We start from the raw sequence: 25,356 nt of genomic DNA, 5'->3' as shown, positions 1-25,356 counted from the left end.
TTGCCATTGTTTTGCCACACTGGATAGTCTCGCGTTTTTCGCACGAAGACGTGAGAGACAGTTCACACATGTCAGACACAGACGCCCGCCGAATACTCGTTCCCGTCGGCGACTCGGACAGCCTCCGAGACACTGTCTCGTACGTCGTCGACTTGGCGACCGAGACGGCCCCGGCGCCGGTCGAGATTCACTTGGTCCTCGCGGCTCGGACGCAGGCTGTCAGCCCCGACGCCCCGACGGAGCTCGGCACAGCCCGCGAACAGTTGGAACGCGTCGCCCTCTGGGTCGAGGAGGAGACGGCCGAGAGGACGGTCGTCGCTCGGGAGGACCGAGAGGCGGACGCGGCGGGCGAGTCCGAGGCGGACGCCGACGGCGAAGCGCCCGCCGATGCGGCCGATGCCCCCGGGTGGCTCACCGTCGTCACCGACACCGTCGGAACCGACCGGTACCTGTTCAGCCCGGGCGACTACGCCGACGCGCTCCTCGAGTACGCGGCCGCGGCGGGTATCGACCGGATCGTCGTCGACCCGGAGTACAAGCCCGGCGGCACCGCGTCGATGCTCCAGCCGATGTCGGTGGAGCTGGCCCGCGGCGACGTGCCGGTCGAGACGGCGCCGGTCGACCGACCGACCGAGGGGGCGGTGCTCGCCCGCGCGGCGTCGCTGTCGAAGTACCTCTCCGTCTTCGTCGTCTCGTACCTGTTTTACATGTCGCTGAGCGCCTGGAAGCCGCTCGACTTCTTCACCGGCTTCGTGACGGCGTCGATCGTCTCCCTCGTCCTCGCGCCGGTCGTGGCGAACCGCTCCGCGCCGCTCGGGGTGACGCTCCGCCGGCTGGCCCGACTGCTGGTGTACGCCCCGTACCTGGTCAAGGAGATCGCGGTCGCGAACCTTCAGGTCGCGTACGTCGTCCTCCACCCCGACATGCCGATCGACCCGGAGGTCGTTCAGCTCCGCGCCGCGGTCTGGGGCGACGGCGCGGTGACGACGCTCGCGAACAGCATCACCCTCACGCCCGGAACCTTGACCGTCAACGTCTCCGAGCGCTCGTTCGACATCCACTCGCTGACCGCCGACTCGCGCGCGGACCTCTTCGACGGCGGGTTAGAGCGCGCGGTTCGGTTCGTCTTCTACGGCCGCGCGGCGGCCCGGATCCCGACGCCGCGCGAACGCGGCGACGCCGGGGAGGGACGAGATGGTTGAGTTCGAGACCGCGCTGCTGGCCATCGCGGCGGCCTTCGTCCTCTTCGCCGTCGTCGCGCTGTACCGGGTGTACGACGGGCCGACGACCCACGACCGCGTCATCGCGGTGAACGTCGCCGGGACGAACACCGTCATCGCCATCACGCTCGTGGCCGCGGCGTTCCAGCAGTCGACGTTCCTCGACGTGGCGCTCGTGTACGCCCTGCTGAACTTCCTCCTGTCGATAGCGTTCTCGAAGTTCAACGTCGAGCGCGGGGGTGTGCTGTGACGCCGACCGAGTGGGGCATCGTCGCCCTCGCGCTCGCCGGGGCCTTCTTCGGCGGCGTCGCCGCGGTCGGCCTCGTCCGACTGCCGGACGTCTACACCCGTTCGCATGCCGCCTCGAAGAGCGACACGTTGGGGGCGATCCTCGCGATCGCCGCCGCCGCGCTCGCGCTCCAGTCGGGGCTCTCGACGGCGAAGTCCGTCTTCCTCCTGTTGTTCATGTTCATCACGAACCCGACGGCAGCACACGCCGTCGCCCGCGCGGCGCAGGACCAGGGAATCGAACCGTGGACCGCCGACGAGGGTGACGAGCCATGACGCTCTCGCTGATCGAAGCCGTGCTGCTGGTGTTCGTCCTCGGCTGCGCAGTCGGCGCGGCCCTGCTGAAGGACACGCTGGCGGCGGTGATGGCGTTCGCGGCGTACAGCCTCGGCGTCTCGGTGCTCTGGCTCGTGCTTCAGGCGCCCGACGTCGGGCTCACGGAGGCGGCCGTCGGCGCCGGCATCATGACCGTGCTGTTCCTGCTGGCGCTGTCGAACACCGCCTCGCCGGACGTCGACCGCCTGTTCGAGTCGATCGGGTGGCAGACGGCGGCGCTCGTCGCCGGGTTCGTCCTGCTCGTCGGCGCGACGGTCCCCGCGCTCCCGGCCATCGGCGACCCGAACTCGGCGGTCGTCGGCGGCGAGGTGACCCAGTACTACCTCGAGAACGCGTACGCCCAGACCGAGGTCAAAAACGCCGTGACGGCCGTCCTCGCCGCGTACCGCGGCTTCGACACGCTCGGCGAGGGCGTGGTCGTCTTCAGCGCCGTCGTCGTCACGCTGTCAGTACTGCGCCGCGAGGTGGTGGCATGAGCACCGGCGACGCGGACCCGGCGGCGGGCGACGACGAGGGGCCCGGGCTGTACGTCGAGTCGACGATCATCATGACCACCGTCCGGTTGGTCGCCCCGTTCATCCTCACGTTCGCGCTGTTCATCATGTTCCACGGGGCCGACTCGCCCGGCGGCGGGTTCCAAGGCGGCGTCATCGCCGGGTCCGTGGTGATGATGCTCGCCTTCGCGTACGGCATCGACTCGACCCGTCAGTGGCTCGACGTCCGCGTCGTCTCCGCGCTGGCCTCCGGGGGCGTGTTCGCGTTCGTCGGGATCGGTCTCGGCGCGATGGCGCTCGGCGGACAGTTCCTCCAGTACGCGGAGTTCGAGGCGCTGTTCGGCCACGCGATCAAGTACGCAATCGAACTCGTCGAACTCGGCATCGGCGCCATCGTCGCCGCTGTCGCGATCGGGCTATTCTTCCTGCTCGCGGCCGGCTTCGACGGCGTCGCCGAGGGGGACTCCTCATGACACTCGACTTACTCACGACCCACTACAACTACTACGCGGTCGTCCTGCTGCTCGGGATCGGGCTGTACACCGTGATCGAATCCAGGAACCTCGTGAAGAAGGTGATCGGGATGAACGTGTTCCAGACCGGGATCTTCCTGTTCTTCATCACGCTCGCGTACCGCGCAGGCGGCAATCCCCCGGTCGTCACCGAGGGCGCCGGCCCGTACGTGAGCCCGCTGCCGCACGTGCTCATCCTGACCGCCATCGTCGTCGGCGTGAGCCTGACCGCGGTGGCGCTCGCACTGGTCGTGCGCGTCTACTCCGAGTACGGCACGCTCGACGAGCACACCCTGGAGGAACTCTACCATGATTGACCACCTGATCGTCCTGTTGGTCGTCCTGCCGATCCTCGGCGCCGCGGTCCCGCCGCTGGCCAGTCTCCGCTACGACCGCGTCGGCTGGGCGGTCGCGACGGCGACAGCCCTTGGGCACGCCGCGATGGCCGGCGCGCTCGCGTGGACCGTCTGGACCGACGGGGTCGTTCGGTACGCGGTCGGCGGGTTCGTCGCCCCCTACGGGATCGAACTCGTCGCCGACGGACTGACGATCCTGCTCGTCGCCCTCATCAGCGCGGTCTCGCTCGGCGTACTCGCGTACGCACGTCACGCGGGCCCCCACGAGAACTCGTTCTACTCGCAGTTCCTGCTCCTCGTCGCCGGCCTGTCCGGGATGACCGTGACCGGCGACGTGTTCAACCTGTACGTCTTCCTCGAGATCACCGGGCTCGCGGCGTACGGGCTGGTCGCGAGCGGCCCCGGAGCCCGGTCCGCCGTCGCGGCCCTGAAATACCTCATCATCGGAACCATCGGCGCGTCGCTGTACCTGCTCGGCGTCGGCTACGCGCTCGCCGCCACTGGCACGCTGAACATGGCGGACCTCAGCGACAAACTCGCCGCCGCGGGATACGACTCGACGCTCGTCTTAACCGCGTTCGGCCTGATCGTCGCCGGACTCTTAGTGAAGGTCGCGCTGTTCCCGATCCACACCTGGCAACCCGACGCGTACGCGGACTCGCCGGACAGCGTGAGCGCGTTCATCTCGGCGCTCGTCTCCACGGTCTCCGCGTACGCCCTGGCGCGGGTGTTGTTCTCCGTGTTCACGGTCGACTTCCTCGAGGCGGTTCCGATCGCACGCCAGGCGCTGGTCGCCGTCGCCTGCGTCAGCATCGTCGCCGGGAGCGCCCTCGCCGTCGCGCAGTCCGACGTTCAGCGCATGCTGGCGTACTCGTCGGTGTCGCAGTTCGGCCTCGTGATCGCCGGATTCGCGATCGCGACGCCGCTGGCGGTCGTCGGCGCGACCGTCCACCTCGTCGGGCACGCGGTGATGAAGGGCGGCCTCTTCGCCGCGACCGGGATCATCGAGCGGAAGACCGGCGCGACGACGGTCGGCGGGTACGCCGGGATCGCCGGTCGCGCGCCGGCCGCCACCGGCGCCTTCACGCTGCTGGCGCTCGCGATGGTCGGCGTTCCGCCGGCCGTCGGGTTCATGGGGAAGTGGTACATCGTCCTCGGCGCGGTGAACGCCGGGTCCTGGCCGGTGGTCGCCGTCCTCTTGGCGAGCACGCTGCTGACGCTGGCGTACTTCGCGCGGCTCGCCGAACGGCTCTACTTCGCCGAGGCAACCATCGCGCCGGAGGCGGTCGCCGCCGACGGGGGTGAGCGCGTCTCGACGGCCATGATCGTGACCGTCGTCGTCGCCGCCGTCCTCGCCGTGGGACTCGCGGCCGCCGTCCCGGTGATAGACCAGTTGATCGACATGACCGTGTTCGAGCTGATGCTCCAATGACCGACGTCACCTCCCTTCGACCGTTGTTCGCCGTGCTCGTGTCGGCCGTGGCCATCCCCGTCATCCTCTCGCTCCGATCGCGGCCGAACGTCCGTGAGGGCGTCACCCTCACCGTCGCCGCGACGAAGTTCGCCCTCGTCGCCAGCATGGTCCCCGGCGTCCTCTCGGGGACCACCTACGTCACGCGGATCGGCGAGCTGGGCGACGGTATCTCGCTCGTGCTCCGCGCGGACCCCCTCGGGATCCTGTTCGCGCTGCTCGCGAGCCTCCTGTGGATCGTCACGAGCTTCTACTCCATCGGGTACATGCGCGGACTGAGCGAACACGCGCAGACCCGTTACTTCGCCTCGTTCGCCGCGAGCCTCGCCTCGGCCGTCGGGGTCGCGTTCGGGGCGAACCTCGTCACGCTGTTCGTCTTCTATGAGCTGCTGACGGTGTCGACGTACCCGCTGGTCACGCACGACGAGACCGACGAGGCCCGCGCGGCCGGCCGGAAGTACCTCACGTACACCTTCGGCGGCGGCGTGGCCGTGCTCGGCGGGACCGCGCTCGTCTACGTGCTGACGGGCACCACGGCGTTCACGCCGGGCGGGATCGAGGCGCTCGCCGGCGCGGACCCGACGCTGGCGCGCGTGGCGTTCGGCCTCCTCGCCGGCGGGTTCGGCGTCAAGGCGGCGCTGATGCCGGTCCACTCGTGGCTCCCCGACGCGATGGTCGCGCCGACGCCGGTCTCGGGGCTGCTCCACGCGGTCGCGGTCGTCAAGAGCGGCATCTTCGGCATCGCCCGCGTCGTGCTTGACGTGTTCGGCACGGAGACGATGGCGGAGCTGGGCGTGGCGGCGCCGCTCGCGGTCGTCGCCGCGATCACGCTCCTGACCGCGAGCGTCATCGCACTGCGGCAGGACAACCTCAAGCGGCGGCTGGCGTACTCGACGATCAGCCAGCTGTCGTACATCGTCCTCGGGCTCGCGCTGCTGGAGGGCGAGGCGCTCGTCGGCGGGCTGCTCCACATCCCGGCGCACGCGTTCATGAAGCTCACCCTCTTCTTCTGTGCGGGCGCAATCCACGTCGAGACCCACACGGACGACATCAGCGACATGGCCGGCATCGGCGACCGGATGCCGCTGACGATGGCGGCGTTCGCCGTCGCAGCCGCGGGGATGGCCGGCATCCCGCTGATAGCCGGGTTCGTCAGCAAGTGGTACATCGTCATCGGCGCCCTGGAGGGCGGCGGCCTCGTGTTTGCCGGCGCGCTGCTGGTGTCCGGCGTCCTCAACATCGCGTACTTCTGGCCGATCGTGTACCAGGCGTACTTCGAGTCACCGGACGGGCACGACAAGAAGCCGCTCGTGACCGCGGCGCTCGGCGGCCGCGGGAGCCCCCGCGCCGACGGCGGCCACGAGGCCGCGACGCACGCGAGCGCTGACGAGACCGCAGCGCACGGCGATGACCACGAGGCGGCGACGCACGAGGGTCACGACGACCACCACGGCGGCCCGCCGGCGGGCGGGTGGGACGTTCGTGGCTGGCGCGGCGCCGAGAGCACGTGGTTCATGCTCGGGCCGATCCTGACGGCCGCGAGCCTCTCGGTCCTGCTCGGCGTCGTCCCGCGGACGGCGGTGTTCCTCCGGATAATCGAGACCGTCGTCGGTTCGCTCCCGGGGGTGATGGGCTGATGACCGCCGCGCTCACCGCCCTCCCGCCCGGTCCGGTCCTCCTCGTCATCGCCGCGCTGATCGCCCTCACGCCCCGCCGCGTCGGGCACGCGCTGGGCGTCGCCGCGTCCGGGGTCGCGGTGGCTTGGGCGTGGACCGTCCCGGCGGGCGCGCACCTCCAGGCCACGTTCCTCGGCTTCGACGCCGTCCTGCTCAACGTCGACGAGTTCTCGCGGCTCATGGGGCTGATATTCGGGATCATCGGCGTCGTCGCCGTCCTCTACTCGTACGCGAGCGAGGCCGAGAGCACTCAGACCGCGTTCGCGTTCTCCTACGTCGCGACGAGCTTCGGCGCGGTGTTCGCCGGCGACTGGCTCACGCTGCTGTTCTTCTGGGAGCTGATGGCCGTCACCAGCACGCTGCTCGTCTGGCACTACCGCGGCGAGGCGGTCCGGGCCGGCTTCCGGTACGCGCTGCTCCACGGCCTCGGCGGGACGCTGCTGATGGCGGCGATACTCGGTAACTACGTCGCGAAGGGGACCTTCCTGTTCGCCACGGTGCCGGGCGGCCCCGAGACGGCGGGGATCGTGGCAGGGCTCCCGGCCGCGCTCGCCGCCGTCGGCATCGGCGTCAACGTCGGGTTCATCGGCCTCCACGCGTGGCTCCCCGACACGTATCCGCGCCCGCACATCGCCGCCAGCGTCTTCCTCTGCGTGTTCACGACCAAGACGGGCGTCTACGGGATGTACCGGGCGTTCCCCGACGGGCACGTCGCGATCGCCTACATGGGCGGCGGGATGGCCGTGTTCGGGGCGACGTTCGCGCTGTTCCAGAACGACATGCGGCGGCTGCTCTCGTACCACATCCAGTCGCAGGTCGGCTACATGATCGCCGGCGTCGGCATCGGGTCGGCCCTGTCGCAGGCCGGCGCGTTCGCCCACGTGTTCAACCACATCCTCTACAAGGGGCTGCTCTTCATGACGGCCGGCGTCGTCGTCTACCGGACCGGCGAGGAGAGCCTGAAGAAGCTGGGCGGGCTGGCCCGCGACATGCCGGTCACCGCCGGCGCGTTCACGATCGCCGCGCTGTCGATCGCGGGGTTCCCCGGGTTCAACGGCTTCGTCAGCAAGGGGATCATCATCTCCGGGAGCCACTACACCTTCCCGAAGGGCCCGCTCCCGATCGGCGACTTCCATACGCTCGAATGGCTGCTCCTGCTCGGCGGGATCGGGACGTTCATGTCGTTCATCAAGTTCGGCTACTACGCGTTCTTCCACGGGAGCTACGACGGCGACGTGCGGGACGCCAACCGGGGGCAGAGCGTCGCGATGGGCGCGGTGGCGGTGCTCTGCGTCGCTTACGGCGTCCTCGTTCCCACCTCGCCGCTCGCGGCGGTCGTCCCGGCCGACGTGGGACTGTTCGGGATCCTCCCGTTCGACGTGACGAGCGAGGCCGTCGTCGAGAAGGTGTACAAGACGTACACCGTCGACCACCTGATCGAAGGCGTCGCCCTCGCCGTCCTCGGCCTGATCGGCTTCGCGCTCACCAAGAAGCCGCTCTCGAAGCTGGGGCGGGTCCCGGACGTCGACTCGCTGTACAACCCCGCCGTGTTCTACGGCACCCGCGGGCTCGTGGTCGGCGTCACGGAGCTTTACGCCGCCGTCGACCGCGCCGTCGTCGGGCTCACGACGGCGACCGTCCGGACGGTCACCGACCCGGAGGCGGCCGTCCGACGCGTCGGCAGCGACGTCGAGATCAAGTCCGGGATCGGCCGCAGCGTGCTGATACTGACGCTGGCGGTCGGGATCGCACTGTTCGGAGTCCTGTTCCTCTGACCGCAGCCAAGCGCCGCCGCGGCCTCATTCTCCGCCGCCGCGACGGCGGCGCGCCTGTTCGCTGAGGGTGAGGAAGGCGACCGCGCCGAAGAACGCGATCACGAAGCCGAACACCGTCGCGTCGCCGCCGCCGGCGGACTGCGCGAACAGGATCGGGGTGACGCTCAGTCCGAAGAGGCCGACGCCGTACCCGAGCCTGTCGCTGCGGTCGTCGAACCGCGGTGCGGCGGCGAGCAGCGAGATGTCGAACGCGAAGTAGAAGTACGCCGCGCCGACGTAGACGGCGGCGGTTCCGAGCGCGGTCGGGACCGACGAGACCAGCGCGTACACGCCGAGCGCGGGGACGACGCCGACGCCGAGTGCGAGCGGGAGGGCCCTGTTCATACGGGATCGATCCGGATCCGATCGAGTAAAACCCTCGGGGCGGCGGTGGGCTGCGAACGTCGATGAAACTGGCAGGACCGTATTCGAAGCGGGGCGGCGCAGAGTCGCCCGCCGCCGGCCTCAGTACTCCTCGTACGCGAGGTTCATCATCCACTGCGAGAAGGCGTCCGCCTGCGCGTCGACCTCTTCCTCGCCGATGAACGGCGAGAGCATGTCGTCGGCCATAAGCAGCGAGAAGTCGAGGTCGCGCGGGGCGGGCTCCAGGTAGTAGGTGTTGTGGCCGTTGTAGACGGTGTCCTCCCGCTGGATCAGGCCCGACTCCTCTAACGCATCGGCGATGCGGCTCCCCTTCCGCGACGAGACATCGAGTTCCTTCCAGAAGTCGCTCTGGTGGATGCCGCCGGTCTCGCGGATGAGTTCGAGACCGGCGCGCTCGTCCGCCGACAGGTCGGACTCGATTTCAGACGCGCTCATACTCTCTCACGCCTCCCGAATCGGTTAAAACTGGCCTTCCGCTCGGCCCGCCCCGAGCCCGCGCGAGCGCCGCCTCACCAGCGCGTGAACGCGAACTCTCCCCGCGCCGGGCCGACAGTCACGACGCCGACGCCGCGGAAGCCGAGGTTGAGCAGGTGCGGTCGACCGCCGTCGCCGTCACCGGGGTCGTACCCGAACGCGTGCGAGTGACCGCTGAACGCGGCGAACACGTCGTGGTCTCGGACTGCGAGGGCGAGCGCAATCGACCCGGTGTGGAGGTGCTCGCGGTCCGTCTCGCGCGTACCGACCGCGTGGTGGCGATCGAAGGAGGTACCGAACGGCGGCACATGCGTCGCGAGCAGCACGTCGGAACGGCGCCGCAGGCGGTCCGAAAGCCGCTCGTACGTCGTCTCGATTTCGGCCATTCCGCGGTGGAACGCGACCGCCTCCTCGTCCGCGATGCCCAGCGACGCGGCGACCTCCTCGGTCGACGCCGCTCCGCTGACGACGCGGTGACACGCGTCGAGCAGGTCGTCCGCGAGACGGTCGGCGGCGTGTCTCCGGTCCTCGCGAGGGGCCGTCCGCGGGTCGAGCGCGTCGAAGTCGGTCTGCGGGAGCGACGGGGCGAGCGACCGGCGCTCGCAGCCCCACCCGACCACGGTGAGGTTCCCGAGCGTCCGCGCGCTCAGGTGCTCCGCGGTGGCCCCGAGAGCGGTGTCGACCACTTCCCCCGGCATCGGCGCTGGGTCGTGGTTCCCCGGGACGTAGACGACCGGCACGTCCGGCGCGAGTCGCCCGATGAACCGGCGGGCCAGCTCGGCATCGTCGTCGCCCGCGCGGTGCGTGAGGTCGCCGAGGACGAGCGCGGCGTCGACGTCCGCCGGCGGCGACACCGCGGCGAGGTCGTAGTCGTCGGCCGCGGGCTTCAGGTGGAGGTCGCCGAAGACGAGGAGCCGCATGACCGCTACGTCCGTCTCCGAGGTAAAAACGTCCCGCCCGTCTCGGTACCGAGTCGCACGGCGGCCGGGGTACGCTCCGCTCCGCCCCGCTACGCCCGGCCCGTCGCGAAGTCGGCCGGGAGCGGCACCGCCTCGGCCGGCGTCTCGCAGGGCGGTCCGTCGGCGTACGCGACGGCGGGGTCGCCGCCGGTCCGGATCCGGGTGAACGAGCGCGTTCCGAACCCGTCGCCGTGGAGGCAGGCGCCGTACTCGTGGTCCGCGAGGACGGCGCTCGCGCAGTCGAGCCACGACGCTCCCGACTCCCCCGGCTCCGGGGCGAGCGCGGCCGCGATCCGCCTCGTGCTGTCGGCCCGCTCCTCGCCGAACGCCCGGCGTCGCTCGGGGACCGCGAACCGCTCCGTCCCGTTGACCACGCCGCCGACGTTGCCGATCACGTGGACGCCCGGGTCGAGCCGGGTCACGGCGAGGCCGCCGTCGTACGCCAAGAGGAACGCCGCGCGGTCGTCGGCGAGGACGAGGTTGAAGCCGTCGTACGCGCGCTCGTCGAGTTCGCGCTCGACGGTCCGCACCGCGTCCTCCGCGGAGGCGGCCGTCAGGCAGTCGCGCACGAGCAGCCCGCGGGAGCGGTCGCCCTCGCGGTCGGCGTCGAGCCAGCGGTTCGTGACGGCGACGACGAGACCGTCCTCGGAGAGGCCGATCCACGTACCGCCGGCCTCGGCGTCGCGCGGGGCCACGTACCGGCCGCCGCCGTCGAACCCCTCGCCGTCGTCTCCGCCGTCACCCTGCCCGCTATCGCCGTCGCCCTCTCGGAGTGCCGGCGGTTCGCTCGGGCGGTCGTGCGCCTCGTCGCGGGTGGCGGCGAGCGCGACGGGGGCGTCGCCGAACGTCCGCCACGCCAGAGTCAGTGTACACACGCCAGCGAGTACGGCCGACCGGGTGAAAACTCCACGGTGGAGTCCCCACACGTGTTTACTCGAAATAAAAGAAATCTTTTGAGGGCCGACCGCTTGGGTCGTGGTATGGACGCGATTGCCGTCTACGAGGGAGCCGACGAACCGGTCGTGACAGAGAGACCGCGACCGGAGCCCGCGCCCGGCGAGGCGCTGGTTCGGACGCTCCGGGTCGGCGTCGACGGGACCGACCACGAGGTCATCGCTGGCGGGCACGGCGGGGCGCCCGCGGGCGAGGACCACCTCGTGTTGGGTCACGAGGCCGTCGGCGTGATCGAGGAGCCGAACGACACGCCGTTCGAGGTCGGCGATGTCGTCGTCCCGACGGTCCGCCGCCCGCCGAACGGCGCCAACGAGTACTTCGCGCGCGGCGAGCCCGACATGGCGCCGGACGGCGAGTACCACGAGCGGGGCATCGTCGGGGCGCACGGGTTCATGGCGGAGTACTTCACCAGCCCGGCCGAGTTTCTCGTCGAGATCCCCCCGGCGCTCGCCGACTGGGGCTTCCTCGTCGAACCGGTCTCGATCGCGGAGAAGGCGATCGAGCACGCGTACGCCAGCCGGTCGGCGTTCCACTGGGAGCCCGAGTCGGCGCTCGTGCTGGGGAACGGGTCGCTCGGCCTGCTGACCGTGGCGACCCTCGACGAGTCGTTCGACCGGATCTACTGTCTCGGACGGCGCGAGCGCCCCGACCCGACGATCGAGATCATCGAGTCGCTCGGAGCGACGTACGTGAACTCCAACGACACCGCGATCCCGGAGGTGCCCGAGGCGTACGAGCCGATGGACCTCGTCTTCGAGGCGACCGGCTACGCGCCCCACGCCTTCGAGACGATCGAGGCGCTCGCGCCCAACGGCGTCGGCGCGCTCCTCGGCGTCCCGGGGGACTGGGAGTTCGAAATCGACGGCGGCCGGCTCCACCGGGAGTTCGTCCTCCACAACAAGGCGCTCGTCGGCAGCGTCAACTCCGGGTACGGGCACTTCGAGTCGGCCGTCGAGTCGCTCTCGCGACTCTCCGACGGGTTCCTCGATGATCTCGTGACCGGCGTCCACGGGCTCGACGACTTCGAGGCCGCGTTCGCGGATGACGACACGACTATTAAAACGGCGGTCGAATTTGCCGCGTATGAAGAACGTTGACGACCTCATCGACAGCGCTGCCGAGCTCGCGGAGCGGGGGCTCTCGAAGGGAGAGATCGCGGACGAACTGAACGTCTCCCGCGAGACGGCGAGCTGGCTGGTCGAGCGCGGCGGCGGCGCCGAGACGGACGAGGCGGCCGCGGACGCGGCGGCGTCGGCCGACATCCACGTCGACTGGTCGGCGCTCGGGCGCGACTCGACCCGCCTCGGCTTCGCGGCGAGCGCGATGGCGGACCTGCTGGCCAAACAGGGCGAGGCGGTCGACCTGACCGTCGGCATCGAGAAGGCGGGCGCGCCGCTCGCGACCGCGGTCGCCGACCGGCTCGACACCGACCTCGGTACGTACGCCCCCGCGAAACACCAGTGGGATGAGGGCGACATCGACGAGCACGGCGGCGGCTTCTCGCGGAACTTCGCCGCGATCCGGAACCGCGACTGCTACGTCGTCGACGACATCATCACCTCCGGGACGACGATGCGGGAGTCGATCGACGCGATCCGCGAGCAGGGCGGCGAGCCGGTCGCGTGCGTCGTCCTCGTCGACAAGATGGGGTACGACGACATCGACGGCGTTCCGGTCTACTCGCTCGTCGACGTGGTGCGCGTCGACCGCGAGGAGTAAGCGCCGAGCCGGTCGGCGGTCGGCCCGTCACGTCGCCCGCCCGTGCGGAACCCATTTGCCTCGGCGTCGCGTATCGAGCCGTATGACGTTCAGTCCCGAAGCCGACGCCGACGCCGAAGAGATCGAACAGCGAGTCGAGACGGTCCTCGCCGACAACGACGTGGTACTCTTCATGAAGGGGAACCGTCTGATGCCCCAGTGCGGCTACTCCCAGCGCGCCGTCGAGCTGATCTCCCAGCACGTCGAGGAGTTCGAGACGGTCGACGTGTTGCCCGCGCTGCCGCAGTACCGCGAGGCGCTGGAGTCTCACAGCGGGTGGGAGACGATTCCGCAGACGTTCGTCGACGGCGAGTTTGTCGGCGGCAGCGACGTGCTCGGCGAACTCGACGAGCGCGGCGAGCTCGCCGCGGAACTGGGCGCCGAGTGAGCCGTCGCCCCCGCCGTTGATCCTCCGGTCCGGGCGCGACGTACACGCGGATCCTGACACCTCGAAGGGCAGTCCATATAAACCTACGGTGCGTAGCTACGGTAGGTGCGGCCGTTGCCGCCGCCGCCGTGACCACCGGTTCGACCCCACCGCATTCCACAAACAATGACAGGCCGCGTGTTCCGACTCCATTCGACGCTCGAACTGCCACTCGAAGACGTAGAGACGTACTTCGACGAAGACCCCGATCTGCCGGAGGAGATCGACGACATCGACATCACGCGTCGAAACAACACACTCATCATCAAGGCCCTGTCCGACGACGAGTCGATCAGCAAGTACACGCCCACGGCGCAGCTGAAGGCGTCGGTCACGGAGACCCGCGTCTGGGAGGAGGAGCCGCCCCGCGCCGGCGGCCCCCAGTGGATGGACGACGAGGAGGAGGAGATCCCCTCCGAGCTCGTCGAGTTCGCCTGCTTCAAGGGCGACCGCGAGACCGTCCTCCAGAACTCCGCGCTCCAGTACCCGATGTTCCGCGTGCTCCGCAAGATCGCGACGCTCTCCGAGAAGGGGACGCTCACCGCGATCACGGAGGAGGACGGCGAACTGGAGGCGACCCGGATCGTCGAAGGTGAACCCCGTCCCGCCAGCATCGAGGTCGTCGAGAGCCCGCAGGGCGCCGGCGAGGGCGACGGCGGCGTCAACTGGCGCGACAACGAGTTCATCTCCGACTGAGGCGGCGCGTTCGCCGCGGCCGGTCCCGCGTGCGGCGTGCGATTCGCGGCTCCCTCGCCGTCCGACCGCCGACTCTTTATCCGCGCGACTCCCTCTCCCGCTCATGAGCAACTGGGTGAGCCTCTTCTCCGGCGGCAAGGACTCCTCGTGGGCCCTGTACCGCGCGCTGGAGGAAGGGCTCGACGTCTCGCGGCTGCTGACCGTCCACCCTGCTGGCGACTCGTACATGTACCACACGCCGGCGACCGAGCTCGCCGAACTCGCGGCCGAGAGCGTCGGCGTCGACCTCGTCGAGGTGTCGCCGGACGATTTCGGCGCCACAGACGTCGACGACGCCGGCGCGCAGGGCGACGCGGAGTTGGAGCCGATGGAGGCGGCGCTCCGAGAGATCGCCGCCGCGGACGACCTCGACCTCGCCGGCGTCACGGCCGGCGCCGTCGAGAGCGAGTTCCAGACGGACCGGATTCGGGGGATGTGCGACCGGCTCGGGATCGACCTGTTCGCCCCGCTGTGGCAGCGGGACCCGGTCGAACTCGCGGAGGCGATGTTCGACGCCGACTTCGAGATCCGGATCATCCAAGTGGCGGCGTACGGGCTCGACGAATCATGGCTCGGACGACGGTACGACGCGGACGCGCTCGACGACCTGCTCGCGCTCCGCGAGGAGTACGGCGTCCACCCGCTCGGCGAGGGCGGCGAGTTCGAGACGTACGTCGTCGACGGCCCGCACATGGACCGCCGCATCGACCTGACGTACGACACGGTCTGGGAGGGTGACCGCGGTCACATCGAGGTCCGCGACGCGACGCTGGAGTAGAGCGCCCTCTGAAACGGCGAAAGAGTCCCGTTACGGCCAGTTTCCGGCCTGATCGTACGCGTCCACGATCCGACCGATACCGACGACGTACGCCGCGGTGCGGAGGTTGCGGACGTCGTTCGACTCGTAGGTGTCGACCAGCGTGTCGAAGGCCTCCGTGATCACGCGTTCCAGTTCCTCGTTGACGCGCGCCTCGGTCCAACTGAACCGCTGTCGGTTCTGGACCCACTCGAAGTACGATACGGTGACGCCTCCCGCGTTCGCGAGGATGTCGGGGACGACGTTGACGTCGCGGTCGGCGAGCACGTCGTCGGCGTCGGGCGTGAGCGGACCGTTCGCCGCCTCGACGATCAGGTCGGCGCCGACGTCCGCCGCGAGCTCGGCGTCGACCGCGTTCTCCAGCGCGGCCGGGACGAGGCAGTCGACGTCGAGCGTGAGCAGCTCGTCGTTCGTGAGGCCGTCGGCGCCGGGGTAGCCCGTCACCGACCCGGTCTCGGCCTTGTGCGCCTTCACGTCGCGGGGGTCGAGCCCTTCGGGGTCGCGGATCCCGCCGGCGGAGTCGGAGACCGCGACCACGTCGGCGCCGAGGTCGTCGAGCAGCGCCGCTGCGATCGACCCGGCGTTGCCGTACCCCTGAACCGCGACGGTCGCGTCCGCGACGTCGCGGTCGAGCCAGTCGAACGCCTCGCGGGCCGACAGCGCGACGGAGCGACCGGTCGCCTCGACGCGACCCTCGCTGCCGCCGGAGTCGAGCGCCTTCCCCGTGATGACGCCGGGGGCGGTGGTGTTTTCGAGGGTCTCGTAGGTGTCTTTGATCCAGTTCATCTCCCGCTGGCCGGTGTTGACATCCGGCGCGGGGATGTCGCGGTCCTCGCCGATCAGCGGCCGGAGTTCCGTCGCGAACGCCCGCGTGAGTCGCTCCAGCTCGGACTCGGAGTAGTCCGCCGGATCGATCGCGATGCCGCCCTTCCCGCCGCCGTACGGGACGTCGACGACGGCGCACTTGTACGCCATCCAGCCCGACAGCGCCTTCACCTCGTCGCGGGTGACGCCCGGGTGATAGCGGATCCCGCCCTTGTACGGCCCCCGGTCGCCGTTGAACTGCGCGCGGTACGCGCGCACCGTCTCCAGCGAGCCGTCGTCGCGCTCGAACGTCAGGTTCGTCTCCAACACCCGTTCCGGGTTCTTCAGGCGCTCGATGACGCCCGAGTCGGCGTCGACGACCGCCGCGGCGTCGTCTACCTGCTCCCGCAGGCTCTCGAACGGATTCGCCTCCGTAGTCATACGATCAGTCTCGGTGGGCGGTGGTTAACTGTGGCGACCGGTACGGAAATTGTGCGTGCCGACACCGTCCGAACGACGCGCATCGACGCCGATCGAGCGATGTCCGCCGACGCCGATCGAGCGATGCGGGTCGACCCCGTCCACAGCGACAGCCGGGCGGATCGCGACCCGAACGCCGGCCGGGCCACCGATCCGACTCAGCGGGTCCCGTCGGGCGCGCGGTCGAGGATCCGCTCCGCCTGCGCGATCAGCGGCGCGTCGATCATCTCGCCGTCCACCTGGAAGACGGCGCGTCCCTCCCCCTCCGCCTCGTCGCGGGCGTCGAGGACCGCCGCGGCCCACTCGACGTCGTCCGGGTCCGGGGTGAACGCCTCGGTGATCGGGCCTACCTGCGCCGGGTGGATCGCCAGCTTCCCGTCGTAGCCGAGCCGGCGCGCGAACGCGGCGTCCTCCCGGAGCCCCGACTCGTCCGAGAAGTCCGTGTAGACCGTGTCGAGCGCGTCGACGCCGGCCGCGCTCGCGGCGAGGACGACGTGTTCGCGGGCGTACAGCACCTCCGTCCCCTCGTCGGTCCGGGTCGCGCCCACGTCCGCGGCGAGGTCTTCGGCGCCGAACGCGACCGCGTCGGTCGCCTCCGCCGCCGCGATCGCCTCCGCCGCGAGGACGCCCGCCGCCGTCTCGACGAGCGCGAACACCGCGGGATCGCGGCCCCGCTCGGCGCACAGTTCGGCGACGCGCTCGACCCGACCCGCGCCCTCGACCTTCGGGAGCATCACCGCGTCGAGGGTGACCGCGTCGCCGCCCCCCTCTCTGTCGGTACCGATCACTCCGTCGAGGTCGGCCGCGGGCGACTCGGCGGTGAGTCGGACGCAGACCTCCGCGTCCGGGTCGAAGGCGGGGTCCGCGAGCACCTCGCGGACCGCCGCCCTCGCCTCGTCCTTCCGGCCGGGCGCGACGGCGTCCTCGAGGTCGAAACAGATCACGTCGGCGCCGGTTCCCGGCGCCTTCCGCATGAGTTCGGGGCTGTCGCCGGGCGAGAACAGCAGGCTTCGGCGTGGCATGTGCGGGGGTGCGCGGGCGGGCAGATAAAACCCGACGGCCGCCCCGAGAGCGGTACCGATTTCACGCCGCCGGTCGAGCGGGGGCCCATGCTCGGACTGTACTACGAGGAGTTCGAAGTCGGCGAGACGATCGACCACGCGACGCGGCGGACGATAAGCGAGGCCGACAACCAGCGCTTCTGCGACATGACGATGAACCAGCAGCCGCTCCACCTCGACGCCGACTTCGCCGCGGAGACGGAGTTCGGCGAGCGACTGGTGAACGGACTGTACACGATGTCGCTCGCGGTCGGGATGTCGATCCCGGAGACGACCGACGGCACCATCGTCGCGAACCTCTCGTACGACGGCGTCGAACACCCGAACCCGGTGTTCCACGGCGACACGATCCGCGCCCGCTCGACGGTCACCGACAAGCGCGAGACGAGCGACGGCGAGCGCGGCGTCGTCACCATGCGCGTGGAAGCGTTCAAGATCGTCGACGGCGACGACGACGTCTTAGTCTGCGAGTTCGAGCGGACGGTCCTCTCCGAGAAGCGGCCGACGGGGGACGGGGACGGCTGACTGCCTCAGTCGTCCTCGCCGGCGAGCAGCAGCCCGAGGTAGGAGGTGCGAACCTGGTCGTCGGCGTCGAGGCCGAGCCGGTCGAGCGCCTCGATCGCTGCCTCGCGCGCCGCGTCGACCTCGCCTTCGGACTCGACGGCGCGTTCGATCTCGACGTACTCGTCGAGCCCGGTGACGGCGTCGAGCGTCACGGTGAACCCGTCGTACGCCCAGAACTCGCGCCGCTTCTCCACCGTCGCGGCCGGCTCGAAGCCGAGCCCGGAGAGGGCCGCCGCGAGCGCCTCTCCGTCGTCGACGCCCGTCTCGTGTTCGGCGCGGGTCTTCGAGGCCTCGTCGAGGAGGGGTCCCTTGTAGGTGATCGTCGCCGCCGGGTCGTCGGCGGAGGACGCCGACCCCTCGCCGTCCGACAGCGGCATCTCGCGCCGGATCCGGAGCGCCTCGTCCGTTTCGGCGAACTCGCGGTGCGGCGCGTCGTAGTACGTGTCGCGCTGTCGCTTGGCGGCGACGTGCTCGGCCCCGACCTCGCGGAGGCGCTCTCGCGTCGCGTCCAGGTCCGCCGGTACCTTGATCTCGACCTCGTACATGCCCGGCACTGCGGTCGGACCGCTCATAAGGAGCGCGGGACGCCGCCGTGCTCCGCGACGAACCGCCGCGACCCGTAGGCCGGCGCGTCGGCCGCCGAATCGCCGCTGTCGCCCGCTCGTCGGCGGGCTTCGGGCCGAACCGTGCTTCTTAAGGGTGTAACAGGTGACCTTCAGGTATGAGCGATCAGGAGCAAGCGGACGCGGCCGCCGAGGCCGAGGAGACCGAGACCGAGACTGACGCTGACGGACTCGAAGACGGCGACTTCGTCCGCGTCGCGTACACGATCCGAACGGCCGACGACGACCGCGTCATCGACACGACCGACAAGGAGACGGCCGAGGACGCCGAGATCGACGTCGACGAGTACGACTTCGAGCCCCGGATCATCGCGCTCGGTGCCGGCCACGTGTTCCCCTCCGTCGAGGAGGCGTTCATCGGCGGCGCCGTCGGCGACGAGGGAACGGTCGACGTCCCGGCCGACGACGCCTTCGGCGAGTACGACCCCGACGAGGTCGAGACCGTCAAGGCCGACAAGATCCCCGAGGACAGCCGCTACCCCGGCGCGCAGGTCCAGATCGACAATCAGCAGGGCCACCTCGAGACGATCATCGGCGGCCGCGCCCGCGTCGACTTTAACCACCCGCTCGCCGGCGAGGACCTCGAGTACGAGTACGAGATCCTCGAAGCCATCGACGACCGCGAGGAGCAGGCCGCCGGCATGCTCGGGATGTACCTCCAGGAGGCGCCCGAGGTCCGCATCGAGACGGAGACCGAGGAGGAGGAGACCGTCACGGAGGACGAGGACGGCGAGGAGACCGTCGAGACCGAGGAGGTCGAGAAGGACATCCTCTACGTCACCGCGACGCAGGCGATGCAGATGAACCAGCAGTGGATGTTCCAGAAACAGCAGATCGCGCAGGACCTCATGGACCGCCTCGACCTCGACCGCGTCGTGATCGAGGAGGTCATCGAGGGCGGCGGCATGGGTGGCCTCGGCGGCATGATGGGCGGCATGGGCGGCGCCGGCGCCGGCGATGTCGACATCGAGGAGGCGCTCGAGGACGTCGACGTCGACGCCGACGAGATCGTCGACGAGATCGACGAGGAGTAACGGACCCCGTCGCTGCCGAGTTTCGCTTCTTCAAGACGCTGATGCCTCGAGCGGCCGCGCTACGCCGCCACTCGCTCCGGTGACTCAGTCCGCAGCGTCAGGCCGACCGACGAACGGATCGCTTTTGCCCGACGCCGCGCCCACACCGGTATGGAGATCGAACGGGCACGCGAGGACGCGCTCGTCGCCGCGGTCGCGGGCGCGACGACCGTCGCGGTCGCGTTGTTGTCGAGCTTCACCGCCGTCGTCTCGGTTGCGACGCTCCCGACGCTGGCGCCGCTCGCCGTGTACGCGTCGTACCTCTTCTCGCGGAAGGGCGGGCCGTACGGAGCGTTCGACACCGCGCGAAACTGGGCGATCGCTTCGGCCGTCGTCGGCGCGCTGACACTTCTCGCGTCCGTCGTGTCGTAGCCGAATCAAGCGATCGGCCGCGTCAGGCGATGTCGCGGCTCGTGTCGACGGCAACCTCGTCGGTGAGTTTCAGCTTCAGCGGCTCCTCCAAGGCGGCGCCGCCGCGGAACTTGGCGACGACGAGCCGGTTCGCGATCTCGGTCCCGGTGACCGTCGTCCGGAGGTCGAACACGATGTCCGCGACCTGTTCCGTGATCCGGCGCGCCTGCGGGTCCTCCCCGCCGCGGAGCGCGTGGAGCAGCGCGACGCCGTCGGCGTCGTCGACCCGAGCGCGCACGCCGTCGAGGAACTCGGCGTACGCCGCCGGAGACGCGCCGCGCTCCAGCGGCTCCACGGAGTCGACGATCAGCGTTCCCTCCTCCGGGAGATCGGTCGTGAGCGACGCCGCCTCGTCGAGGTCGCCGACCTCGTCGGTGGCCTCCACCGTCGTCTCCCCGTCCCCGTCGCGGCTGAGCGCCGCCTCCACCGCCCCGGCCGATCGGACGGTCGTGAGGTAGCGGCACCTCCGAACGCGGGCGAACCGGTCCAAGATGAGCTCGGACTGGCTGTCGGGGTTCGCCTTCAACACGACGACGCTACCGCTCGGGAACCCCCCGCCGAACTGTCGGTCCAGCACCGAGACCCCGGTCGGAAGCGTCTCCATACGATCGCTGCCGCCCGTGGAGGTTTGGGTCTGTCGGTGGCGGCTCTCTCGACCGGTCTCGCCACCGAAATCCGCCGCCCCGGAGTCGGCCGCGTCCGTGATTCTCACGCGATCTGCCACCCGTCCGCCGCCGCCGTCTCGCCGAGTCGCCGAGCGAGTTCGTCGTACGCGCTCCGGACCGCGGGGTCGGACAGCGGCTCGGCTCCGCCGTCGGGAACCGCACCGAGGACGGGACAGCCGAGCAGCGTCGCAACCGAGTCCGGTACGCTCGCCTCGCCGACGGCGACCGCCCCGACCGGCGGGCAGTCGAGGCGGCGAGCGATCGCCGCCGTCTTCGCGGCGTCACGGAGCGCGGCGCGGCGGAGCGGCGTCGCGATCAGCGCGCGGTCCGCGGCCCGAAGCGGCGCGGCCGCGTCCGCCGAGGCGCCCGCCGGGCAGTCGAGCAACACCGGCGCGCCGTCGGGCGTCGCGCCGTCGAGCGCCGCGAGCGCTCCGAACGCGTCGACCGATCGCGGCGCGTCCGGGGCGGCGAGAACGATCGGCTCGGAGCGGTCGGGACGGACCGGAACGGTCCCGCGGACCGCGTCGCGGACCGTCGTCTCGTCCCCTGGACCGCCAGGGAGATCGGGATCGGCCGGACCGCCGTCGGTCGCGGTCTCCGCTGCGAGCCGCGCGAGGTTCGGCAGATCCCAGTCGGCGTCGGCCGCGATGGTCCGCGCGCCGCGCCGCGAGAGTGCGCGCGCGAGCCCGAGGGTGGTCGTCGTCTTTCCGCTTCCGCCCTTGCCGCCGGCGACGGCTATCACGGGGGTGGTGCGTCGGTATTCGTCATAAGGAGCGGGCCGGTCGCCGGGGGTGCGGGCGTTCGGCTCGCCGGAACGACGGGCGTAGTCCGCGAGTCAGTCCTGACAGCAGCCGCCGGCTTCCCCGCCGAAGTCGACCGCGAGGGGCTCCGAGATGGCTTCGTTGATCGCTTCGAGGGTCTCGTTCAGCTCGTCTTGTGCGTCGAGGTACTCGCTCATCACCGGCATCGAGTGGAGCTCGTCCTGCGCCTCCTGAACGCGCTGAAGTTCGGCGTTCGTCGCCTGCCCGGTCTGGCGGGCCTGCATGAACTCCGCGCGAAGCTGCTCGAACTCGTCGATCGCCGCTTGTACCTCCTCGTCTCGCTGGACCGCGGCCCTCGTCTCCTCGAAGCGCTCGTACTCCGGGGTTTCGGCGATGCGTTCGCCGAGCTCTCGACCGAGGTCCTCGATGGAGACCTGTTCGACGCTCATGTTCTGACATCGTGGCCGAGCGGTTTGAACCTGCCGGAGCCGGGGCTCGGCGGCGACGTTCGGGGTTCGCTACGCCGTCCGAGACGCGACGAACTCGACGACGGCATCGAGCTCTTGCGGGCCGATGCCGTGGCCGCCCGGGAAGCTCCCGCTCGCGACATCGGCGTCGAGAGTTTCGAACCGTTCGACGGCCGCGGTCGTCCGCGACTCGGGAATCACCCGGTCGCCGGCGCCAGCGCCGACGAAGACCGGCTTCCCCTCGATCCCGTCCGGGTCGAGGTCGGCGTGCGACTCCGCGAGGTACCCGTGGAGGGCGACGACCCACGCGTAGCGGTCAGGGTCCTCCAAGAGGAGCGAGAGGCTCGTTATCGCGCCCTGACTGAACCCGAGCAGCCCGATCCGGTCGGCGTCGAGTCCGTAGGCGTCGACCGCGCGCTCGACGCTCTCACCGATCAGGTCGAGGCTCCGCCGGAAGTCGTCGGCGTCTGGTTGGCTGGACTCCAGCCCGCCCGCCGAGAGGTCCAGTTCGTACCACGTGTACCCGCCCTGAAGCGGGTCGGGAGCGCGAAGGCTGACGACGTGGAGCTCGTCGGGCAGTTCGGCCGCGACCGGGAGGAGGTCCTCCTCGTCGGCGCCGCGCCCGTGGAGGACGAAGACGGCGGGCGCGGGCTCGCCGCCGGACTCCTCGTCGGGGGCGACGTGAACGTGTTCGAGCGGAATCTCGGTCATCGGTGCGGGGTTAGCGAGGGCGGCTGTTAGGTCCGTCGACCGCGGCAGCGCGTCGGTTCGGCGGGCCGCTCGTCGTCTCAGGATCGGCCGACTTGGACGCCGAGTGCGACGCGTCGAGACGCCGTGACGACCCCGGCGCGGGGCGAGGGATTCCGACGATCACGAACGTCTGGGACGAAACTCGGGGTCGAACGCGCCGTTTAACCGTCCTGCCGCACAATCCGGTCGACATGAGCGGCTCCACCGAGGGCGACCTGACGAAGACGGGGATGGCCCTCAAGCACGACCGCGAGTGGGACTACGAGCTCGACCGAATCTTGGAGGCCATCGAGGAGCGCGACGCTTCGAAGGTCGGCTTACAGTTCCCCGAGGGGCTCAAGCGCCGCGGTCCGAAGGTCGCGGACGACCTCCGCGAGGTCGCACCCGACGACGTCACGTTCATGCTCTCGGGGCAGCCCTGCTACGGGGCCTGCGACCTCGACACGTACCTGATGCGGCGGACGGACGTGTTCGTTCACTTCGGCCACACGCCGATGAAGGAGTCCGACAGCATCGTTTACGTCCCGCTGTTCTCGAACGTCGACCCGTTCCCGATCATGGAGGACGCGCTGGAGGAGGAACTCGCGCCCCCCGAAGAGGACGCCGACGTGGGCCTCGTCACGACCGCCCAGCACATGAACCGGTTCGAGGAGATGACGGACTGGCTGGAGGAGCGCGGCTACGAGGTCCACACCCGCCGGGGCGACGACCGCCTCACGAAGGAGGGGCAGGTGCTCGGCTGTAACTACGCCTCCGCGGACATCGACGCCGAGCAGGTGCTGTACGTCGGCGGCGGGAAGTTCCACCCGGTCGGGCTGGCGATGGAGCACCCGGACAAGCGCGTCGTCATCGCGGACCCGGTCAACAACGCTGTCTCGGTCGCCGAACACGACCAGTTCCTCAAGCAGCGCTACGCCGCGGTCCACAAGGCGATGGACGCCGAGAAGTGGGGCGTCATCTTCTGTACGAAGATCGGGCAGGGCCGCTGGGAGAAGGCCCAGGAGATCGTCGACAACAACGACAACGCCTACCTGATCACGATGGACGAGGTGACGCCGGACCGCCTCCGGAACTTCGACATGGACGCGTTCGTCAACACCGGCTGCCCGCGGATCACGACCGACGACGGCCCGCGGTTCCACAAGCCGATGCTGACGCCGGGCGAGTACGAGGCCGCGATCGGGGAGAAGCCGCTCGACTCGATCGAGTTCGACACGTTCCACGACACCTGGTAGGGCGGCGCACGGAAGCAGGAGACGCTATTTTTTGGGTACCGTCCTCGGAGGGGAATCGCCGTCACGCTTCGTTCGGCGGATGGAAAAAGAGCCCGTCGACCACGAGGGCCCCGGCCGCGAGCGACGCGCCAGCGACGGGAACCGCGTTCCCTTGCGCGAGGAGCGACCCGACCGCGTACACGGCGCAGAACGCGAGCGGGATCGCGAGCAGGACGAGGTCGGCGCGGTCGAGGCCGTCGAGGACCGCCCCCTGTCCGCGGTGGCTCCCGCTCATTCCATGTACCCGAGGTCGCGGAGCTTCTGTGCGATCTGCTTCGCCTCCGCCTCGGAGACCCCGTCGTCCGACTCCATCTCCTGAACAACGACGTGTTTCACGAACTCCTTGACGGAGCCGAACGGTTCGTCTTCGATGTACTCCTCCACGTCCGCGACGAACTCCTTCCGCAGCGAAATCGTGGTGTACTCGCTCATTGGCAAACATCTCCCGCTCCGCCGACAAAAATTTAATTATATCTAATTAGGCCGTTCCGCGGCCCGACACGCTCGATCGGTGAGCGTTCGTCGAAGGGGCCGGCCTCGCGAGCGATCGGCTCGGCGAGCGCCGAGCGGCGAAAGACCAACATTCGATGGGAGCGGCCCTGCCGGCGCGCGTCGGAACAACGTTTATCTGCCGAGCGGACGGGCGTTGAGGGTAAGGTTCTCCGTGATGTCCACACCCAGCGGTTCGATCACCGTCGTCCTCGCCGCGGGAACGCCCGACCGAGCCGCGGAGCTGAAGGACTCGCTTGAGCGCGCGGACGACCGCCTCGCCGTCGAGCCGGTCGCGGGGGCCGACGCGGCCGCGGAGATAATCGAGGACTCGCCCGTCGATTGTCTGGTCACGGTCGGCGACCCGGCGGAACGGACCGGCCTCTCCCTCGTTTCGACGGCCCGCGATCGGCACCCGGAGCTTCCGATCCTGGTTTGCCCCGACCAGACGCTCGACGCGCCCGCCGTGTCCGCGGCGTTCGACGCGGGCGCCACCGACGTCGCGAGGGCGTGTCCCGATTCGGACCGGACGCCCGTCCTCGTTCACCGGATATCGAACGCCGTCGCGTCCGCCCGCGCCGTCGCGGAGGCGGAGCGGCAGCGCGACCGGTTCGAGGAGTTCGTCCAGGGCGTCTCTCACGACCTGCGGAGCCCGCTCAACGTCGCGCAGGGTCGGCTCGCGATGGCGCAAGCGGAGGGCGGCGGCGAACACGTCGACGACGCGGCGTCAGCGGTCGACCGGACGCTGGAACTGCTCTCCGACCTGTTGACGCTCGCGGAACAGGGCGAGCGGCCGGAAGACCTCGATCCGGTCGAACTGGCGGCCCTCGCCGACGAGTGTTGGGCGAACGTCGCGACCGGCGACGCCACGCTGACCGTCGACACCGACCGGCGTATCCTCGCCGACAGCGGGCGGCTGAAGCGGCTGTTGGAGAACCTGTTCCGGAACAGCGTGGAACACGGCGGCGACGACGTGGTCGTCGTTATCGGCGACATCTCCCCGATGTACACGACAACGCGCGCCGGCGCGGTCCTGCCGGCGGGGTTCTTCGTGGCGGACGACGGCCCGGGCATCTCGCCGGAAGCGCGCGACCGCGTGTTCGAGGTGGGGTACACGACGGGCGCGAACGGGACCGGCTTCGGACTGAACATCGTCAGCGAGGTCGCCAGGGCCCACGGGTGGGAGGTCACCGTCTCCGAGGGGGCGCGAGGCGGTGCCAGGTTCGACGTGACCGGCGTCGAGTTCGACGACTGACCGG

At 70.1% G+C, this 25,356-nt stretch carries 32 protein-coding genes; 19 read left to right on the top strand and 13 right to left on the bottom strand.

What is annotated here, in order from left to right; translation table 11 throughout:
* The first annotated feature begins 68 nt into the window (after window positions 1-68).
* The 9 genes from EXE51_RS10880 to EXE51_RS10840 are packed head-to-tail and all read left to right on the top strand — an operon-like array spanning window position 69 to window position 8,128.
* Window positions 69-1,202, top strand: a complete 1,134-nt coding sequence (locus tag EXE51_RS10880; protein ID WP_137692664.1) for a monovalent cation/H+ antiporter subunit E — start codon at window positions 69-71, stop codon at window positions 1,200-1,202.
* Entirely contained in the window at window positions 1,195-1,470 is a 276-nt protein-coding gene (locus EXE51_RS10875; RefSeq protein ID WP_049930024.1) for a cation:proton antiporter, read from the top strand. The genes EXE51_RS10880 and EXE51_RS10875 overlap by 8 nt, the downstream gene beginning before the upstream one ends.
* The gene (mnhG, locus tag EXE51_RS10870) at window positions 1,467-1,784 is read left to right on the top strand and encodes a monovalent cation/H(+) antiporter subunit G (protein WP_049930022.1); all 318 of its coding nucleotides are present in this window, start codon (window positions 1,467-1,469) and stop codon (window positions 1,782-1,784) included. The genes EXE51_RS10875 and mnhG overlap by 4 nt, the downstream gene beginning before the upstream one ends.
* Window positions 1,781-2,320 carry a DUF4040 domain-containing protein gene (locus EXE51_RS10865; protein ID WP_086215351.1) on the top strand — a complete coding sequence of 180 codons (540 nt, stop codon included), beginning with the start codon at window positions 1,781-1,783 and terminating at the stop codon, window positions 2,318-2,320. The genes mnhG and EXE51_RS10865 overlap by 4 nt, the downstream gene beginning before the upstream one ends.
* Window positions 2,317-2,811 carry an MnhB domain-containing protein gene (locus EXE51_RS10860; protein WP_049930018.1) on the top strand — a complete coding sequence of 165 codons (495 nt, stop codon included), beginning with the start codon at window positions 2,317-2,319 and terminating at the stop codon, window positions 2,809-2,811. The genes EXE51_RS10865 and EXE51_RS10860 overlap by 4 nt, the downstream gene beginning before the upstream one ends.
* The gene (locus EXE51_RS10855) at window positions 2,808-3,167 is read left to right on the top strand and encodes a cation:proton antiporter subunit C (protein WP_049930017.1); all 360 of its coding nucleotides are present in this window, start codon (window positions 2,808-2,810) and stop codon (window positions 3,165-3,167) included. The genes EXE51_RS10860 and EXE51_RS10855 overlap by 4 nt, the downstream gene beginning before the upstream one ends.
* A complete protein-coding gene (locus tag EXE51_RS10850; RefSeq protein WP_089307820.1) occupies window positions 3,160-4,638 on the top strand; it encodes a monovalent cation/H+ antiporter subunit D family protein in 1,479 nt (492 codons plus the stop codon). The genes EXE51_RS10855 and EXE51_RS10850 overlap by 8 nt, the downstream gene beginning before the upstream one ends.
* Window positions 4,635-6,314 (top strand): cation:proton antiporter, encoded by a 1,680-nt coding sequence (locus tag EXE51_RS10845; RefSeq protein WP_049930013.1) that lies wholly within the window; start codon window positions 4,635-4,637, stop codon window positions 6,312-6,314. Before EXE51_RS10850 ends, EXE51_RS10845 begins: the two co-directional genes overlap by 4 nt.
* On the top strand, window positions 6,314-8,128 hold the full coding sequence (locus tag EXE51_RS10840) for a Na(+)/H(+) antiporter subunit D (protein ID WP_137692663.1): 1,815 nt from the start codon (window positions 6,314-6,316) through the stop codon (window positions 8,126-8,128). Before EXE51_RS10845 ends, EXE51_RS10840 begins: the two co-directional genes overlap by 1 nt.
* A gap of 24 nt (window positions 8,129-8,152) precedes the next feature.
* Here the strand turns inward: EXE51_RS10840 and EXE51_RS10835 are convergent, their stop codons facing one another.
* From EXE51_RS10835 to EXE51_RS10820, 4 genes are all read right to left on the bottom strand, one after another.
* Entirely contained in the window at window positions 8,153-8,512 is a 360-nt protein-coding gene (locus EXE51_RS10835; protein ID WP_049930011.1) for a hypothetical protein, read from the bottom strand.
* Between the two features lie 120 nt (window positions 8,513-8,632).
* Window positions 8,633-8,986 carry a MarR family transcriptional regulator gene (locus EXE51_RS10830; RefSeq protein ID WP_049930010.1) on the bottom strand — a complete coding sequence of 118 codons (354 nt, stop codon included), beginning with the start codon at window positions 8,984-8,986 and terminating at the stop codon, window positions 8,633-8,635.
* 74 nt (window positions 8,987-9,060) lie between these two features.
* Window positions 9,061-9,945 (bottom strand): metallophosphoesterase, encoded by an 885-nt coding sequence (locus tag EXE51_RS10825; protein WP_094495023.1) that lies wholly within the window; start codon window positions 9,943-9,945, stop codon window positions 9,061-9,063.
* 89 nt (window positions 9,946-10,034) lie between these two features.
* Window positions 10,035-10,859: an NRDE family protein gene (locus EXE51_RS10820; protein ID WP_049930007.1), complete on the bottom strand. Its 825-nt coding sequence runs from the start codon at window positions 10,857-10,859 to the stop codon at window positions 10,035-10,037.
* A gap of 105 nt (window positions 10,860-10,964) precedes the next feature.
* On the opposite strand from EXE51_RS10820, the gene EXE51_RS10815 reads away from it, so the two are divergent.
* The 5 genes from EXE51_RS10815 to EXE51_RS10795 all read left to right on the top strand — a co-directional run bounded on the left by EXE51_RS10815 (window position 10,965) and on the right by EXE51_RS10795 (window position 14,636).
* Window positions 10,965-12,035 carry a glucose 1-dehydrogenase gene (locus EXE51_RS10815; protein ID WP_094520949.1) on the top strand — a complete coding sequence of 357 codons (1,071 nt, stop codon included), beginning with the start codon at window positions 10,965-10,967 and terminating at the stop codon, window positions 12,033-12,035.
* On the top strand, window positions 12,022-12,657 hold the full coding sequence (gfcR, locus tag EXE51_RS10810; protein ID WP_049930004.1) for a transcriptional regulator GfcR: 636 nt from the start codon (window positions 12,022-12,024) through the stop codon (window positions 12,655-12,657). Before EXE51_RS10815 ends, gfcR begins: the two co-directional genes overlap by 14 nt.
* Before the next feature lie 82 nt (window positions 12,658-12,739).
* On the top strand, window positions 12,740-13,084 hold the full coding sequence (locus tag EXE51_RS10805) for a glutaredoxin (protein ID WP_049930003.1): 345 nt from the start codon (window positions 12,740-12,742) through the stop codon (window positions 13,082-13,084).
* A gap of 165 nt (window positions 13,085-13,249) precedes the next feature.
* Window positions 13,250-13,819 carry a hypothetical protein gene (locus tag EXE51_RS10800; protein WP_049930001.1) on the top strand — a complete coding sequence of 190 codons (570 nt, stop codon included), beginning with the start codon at window positions 13,250-13,252 and terminating at the stop codon, window positions 13,817-13,819.
* 103 nt (window positions 13,820-13,922) lie between these two features.
* Complete coding sequence (locus EXE51_RS10795; protein WP_094495021.1) at window positions 13,923-14,636, top strand: diphthine--ammonia ligase; 714 nt, start codon at window positions 13,923-13,925, stop codon at window positions 14,634-14,636.
* A gap of 30 nt (window positions 14,637-14,666) precedes the next feature.
* Here EXE51_RS10795 and EXE51_RS10790 read toward each other — a convergent pair whose 3' ends face one another.
* Together EXE51_RS10790 and EXE51_RS10785 are read right to left on the bottom strand one after the other, a co-directional pair.
* Window positions 14,667-15,920 (bottom strand): Glu/Leu/Phe/Val dehydrogenase, encoded by a 1,254-nt coding sequence (locus EXE51_RS10790; protein WP_089307814.1) that lies wholly within the window; start codon window positions 15,918-15,920, stop codon window positions 14,667-14,669.
* Between the two features lie 197 nt (window positions 15,921-16,117).
* Window positions 16,118-16,981, bottom strand: a complete 864-nt coding sequence (locus tag EXE51_RS10785; protein ID WP_086219502.1) for a CoA ester lyase — start codon at window positions 16,979-16,981, stop codon at window positions 16,118-16,120.
* 87 nt (window positions 16,982-17,068) lie between these two features.
* Here EXE51_RS10785 and EXE51_RS10780 point away from each other — a divergent pair, with 87 nt between their 5' ends.
* On the top strand, window positions 17,069-17,545 hold the full coding sequence (locus EXE51_RS10780) for a MaoC family dehydratase (RefSeq protein WP_137692662.1): 477 nt from the start codon (window positions 17,069-17,071) through the stop codon (window positions 17,543-17,545).
* A 5-nt stretch (window positions 17,546-17,550) separates the two neighbouring features.
* On the opposite strand, the gene cyaB is transcribed toward EXE51_RS10780, so the two are convergent.
* Complete coding sequence (gene cyaB, locus EXE51_RS10775) at window positions 17,551-18,129, bottom strand: class IV adenylate cyclase (protein WP_089307811.1); 579 nt, start codon at window positions 18,127-18,129, stop codon at window positions 17,551-17,553.
* Window positions 18,130-18,305: 176 nt separating this feature from the next.
* Between cyaB and EXE51_RS10770 the strand changes: the two genes are divergently transcribed.
* Window positions 18,306-19,241: a peptidylprolyl isomerase gene (locus EXE51_RS10770; RefSeq protein WP_049929994.1), complete on the top strand. Its 936-nt coding sequence runs from the start codon at window positions 18,306-18,308 to the stop codon at window positions 19,239-19,241.
* A gap of 150 nt (window positions 19,242-19,391) precedes the next feature.
* The gene (locus tag EXE51_RS10765) at window positions 19,392-19,652 is read left to right on the top strand and encodes a hypothetical protein (protein WP_049929993.1); all 261 of its coding nucleotides are present in this window, start codon (window positions 19,392-19,394) and stop codon (window positions 19,650-19,652) included.
* Window positions 19,653-19,674: 22 nt separating this feature from the next.
* Here EXE51_RS10765 and EXE51_RS10760 read toward each other — a convergent pair whose 3' ends face one another.
* The 4 genes from EXE51_RS10760 to EXE51_RS10745 form a co-directional block, all read right to left on the bottom strand.
* Window positions 19,675-20,295 carry a transcriptional regulator gene (locus EXE51_RS10760; protein WP_086215340.1) on the bottom strand — a complete coding sequence of 207 codons (621 nt, stop codon included), beginning with the start codon at window positions 20,293-20,295 and terminating at the stop codon, window positions 19,675-19,677.
* A 104-nt stretch (window positions 20,296-20,399) separates the two neighbouring features.
* Complete coding sequence (locus EXE51_RS10755; RefSeq protein ID WP_094583207.1) at window positions 20,400-21,098, bottom strand: P-loop NTPase; 699 nt, start codon at window positions 21,096-21,098, stop codon at window positions 20,400-20,402.
* 93 nt (window positions 21,099-21,191) lie between these two features.
* Entirely contained in the window at window positions 21,192-21,566 is a 375-nt protein-coding gene (locus tag EXE51_RS10750) for a YlbF family regulator (RefSeq protein ID WP_049929990.1), read from the bottom strand.
* A 69-nt stretch (window positions 21,567-21,635) separates the two neighbouring features.
* Window positions 21,636-22,295 (bottom strand): alpha/beta hydrolase, encoded by a 660-nt coding sequence (locus tag EXE51_RS10745; protein ID WP_094583208.1) that lies wholly within the window; start codon window positions 22,293-22,295, stop codon window positions 21,636-21,638.
* Between the two features lie 230 nt (window positions 22,296-22,525).
* On the opposite strand from EXE51_RS10745, the gene dph2 reads away from it, so the two are divergent.
* Complete coding sequence (gene dph2 / locus EXE51_RS10740; RefSeq protein ID WP_049929987.1) at window positions 22,526-23,569, top strand: diphthamide biosynthesis enzyme Dph2; 1,044 nt, start codon at window positions 22,526-22,528, stop codon at window positions 23,567-23,569.
* 61 nt (window positions 23,570-23,630) lie between these two features.
* Here the strand turns inward: dph2 and EXE51_RS10735 are convergent, their stop codons facing one another.
* Complete coding sequence (locus EXE51_RS10735) at window positions 23,631-23,843, bottom strand: hypothetical protein (RefSeq protein WP_089307809.1); 213 nt, start codon at window positions 23,841-23,843, stop codon at window positions 23,631-23,633.
* Window positions 23,840-24,040 carry a hypothetical protein gene (locus EXE51_RS10730; protein WP_049929984.1) on the bottom strand — a complete coding sequence of 67 codons (201 nt, stop codon included), beginning with the start codon at window positions 24,038-24,040 and terminating at the stop codon, window positions 23,840-23,842. The genes EXE51_RS10735 and EXE51_RS10730 overlap by 4 nt, the downstream gene beginning before the upstream one ends.
* Window positions 24,041-24,275: 235 nt before the next feature.
* On the opposite strand from EXE51_RS10730, the gene EXE51_RS10725 reads away from it, so the two are divergent.
* The gene (locus EXE51_RS10725) at window positions 24,276-25,352 is read left to right on the top strand and encodes a HAMP domain-containing sensor histidine kinase (RefSeq protein ID WP_089307808.1); all 1,077 of its coding nucleotides are present in this window, start codon (window positions 24,276-24,278) and stop codon (window positions 25,350-25,352) included.
* Window positions 25,353-25,356: the final 4 nt, after the last annotated feature.

This window comes from Halorubrum sp. CGM5_25_10-8B (genome assembly GCF_005435095.1).
In the GTDB taxonomy this organism is placed as follows: Archaea; Halobacteriota; Halobacteria; order Halobacteriales; family Haloferacaceae; genus Halorubrum; species Halorubrum ezzemoulense.
This window is presented reverse-complemented; position numbering and strand designations above follow the sequence as displayed.

Coding starts and splice junctions, on each gene's coding strand:
- EXE51_RS10880 (WP_137692664.1), top strand. CDS start 69: ATGTCAGACACAGACGCCCGCCGAATACTCGTTCCCGTCGGCGACTCG.
- EXE51_RS10875 (WP_049930024.1), top strand. CDS start 1,195: ATGGTTGAGTTCGAGACCGCGCTGCTGGCCATCGCGGCGGCCTTCGTC.
- EXE51_RS10865 (WP_086215351.1), top strand. CDS start 1,781: ATGACGCTCTCGCTGATCGAAGCCGTGCTGCTGGTGTTCGTCCTCGGC.
- EXE51_RS10860 (WP_049930018.1), top strand. CDS start 2,317: ATGAGCACCGGCGACGCGGACCCGGCGGCGGGCGACGACGAGGGGCCC.
- EXE51_RS10855 (WP_049930017.1), top strand. CDS start 2,808: ATGACACTCGACTTACTCACGACCCACTACAACTACTACGCGGTCGTC.
- EXE51_RS10850 (WP_089307820.1), top strand. CDS start 3,160: ATGATTGACCACCTGATCGTCCTGTTGGTCGTCCTGCCGATCCTCGGC.
- EXE51_RS10845 (WP_049930013.1), top strand. CDS start 4,635: ATGACCGACGTCACCTCCCTTCGACCGTTGTTCGCCGTGCTCGTGTCG.
- EXE51_RS10840 (WP_137692663.1), top strand. CDS start 6,314: ATGACCGCCGCGCTCACCGCCCTCCCGCCCGGTCCGGTCCTCCTCGTC.
- EXE51_RS10835 (WP_049930011.1), bottom strand. CDS start 8,512: ATGAACAGGGCCCTCCCGCTCGCACTCGGCGTCGGCGTCGTCCCCGCG.
- EXE51_RS10830 (WP_049930010.1), bottom strand. CDS start 8,986: ATGAGCGCGTCTGAAATCGAGTCCGACCTGTCGGCGGACGAGCGCGCC.
- EXE51_RS10825 (WP_094495023.1), bottom strand. CDS start 9,945: ATGCGGCTCCTCGTCTTCGGCGACCTCCACCTGAAGCCCGCGGCCGAC.
- EXE51_RS10815 (WP_094520949.1), top strand. CDS start 10,965: ATGGACGCGATTGCCGTCTACGAGGGAGCCGACGAACCGGTCGTGACA.
- gfcR (WP_049930004.1), top strand. CDS start 12,022: ATGAAGAACGTTGACGACCTCATCGACAGCGCTGCCGAGCTCGCGGAG.
- EXE51_RS10805 (WP_049930003.1), top strand. CDS start 12,740: ATGACGTTCAGTCCCGAAGCCGACGCCGACGCCGAAGAGATCGAACAG.
- EXE51_RS10800 (WP_049930001.1), top strand. CDS start 13,250: ATGACAGGCCGCGTGTTCCGACTCCATTCGACGCTCGAACTGCCACTC.
- EXE51_RS10795 (WP_094495021.1), top strand. CDS start 13,923: ATGAGCAACTGGGTGAGCCTCTTCTCCGGCGGCAAGGACTCCTCGTGG.
- EXE51_RS10790 (WP_089307814.1), bottom strand. CDS start 15,920: ATGACTACGGAGGCGAATCCGTTCGAGAGCCTGCGGGAGCAGGTAGAC.
- EXE51_RS10785 (WP_086219502.1), bottom strand. CDS start 16,981: ATGCCACGCCGAAGCCTGCTGTTCTCGCCCGGCGACAGCCCCGAACTC.
- EXE51_RS10780 (WP_137692662.1), top strand. CDS start 17,069: ATGCTCGGACTGTACTACGAGGAGTTCGAAGTCGGCGAGACGATCGAC.
- cyaB (WP_089307811.1), bottom strand. CDS start 18,129: ATGTACGAGGTCGAGATCAAGGTACCGGCGGACCTGGACGCGACGCGA.
- EXE51_RS10770 (WP_049929994.1), top strand. CDS start 18,306: ATGAGCGATCAGGAGCAAGCGGACGCGGCCGCCGAGGCCGAGGAGACC.
- EXE51_RS10765 (WP_049929993.1), top strand. CDS start 19,392: ATGGAGATCGAACGGGCACGCGAGGACGCGCTCGTCGCCGCGGTCGCG.
- EXE51_RS10760 (WP_086215340.1), bottom strand. CDS start 20,295: ATGGAGACGCTTCCGACCGGGGTCTCGGTGCTGGACCGACAGTTCGGC.
- EXE51_RS10750 (WP_049929990.1), bottom strand. CDS start 21,566: ATGAGCGTCGAACAGGTCTCCATCGAGGACCTCGGTCGAGAGCTCGGC.
- EXE51_RS10745 (WP_094583208.1), bottom strand. CDS start 22,295: ATGACCGAGATTCCGCTCGAACACGTTCACGTCGCCCCCGACGAGGAG.
- dph2 (WP_049929987.1), top strand. CDS start 22,526: ATGAGCGGCTCCACCGAGGGCGACCTGACGAAGACGGGGATGGCCCTC.
- EXE51_RS10735 (WP_089307809.1), bottom strand. CDS start 23,843: ATGAGCGGGAGCCACCGCGGACAGGGGGCGGTCCTCGACGGCCTCGAC.
- EXE51_RS10730 (WP_049929984.1), bottom strand. CDS start 24,040: ATGAGCGAGTACACCACGATTTCGCTGCGGAAGGAGTTCGTCGCGGAC.
- EXE51_RS10725 (WP_089307808.1), top strand. CDS start 24,276: ATGTCCACACCCAGCGGTTCGATCACCGTCGTCCTCGCCGCGGGAACG.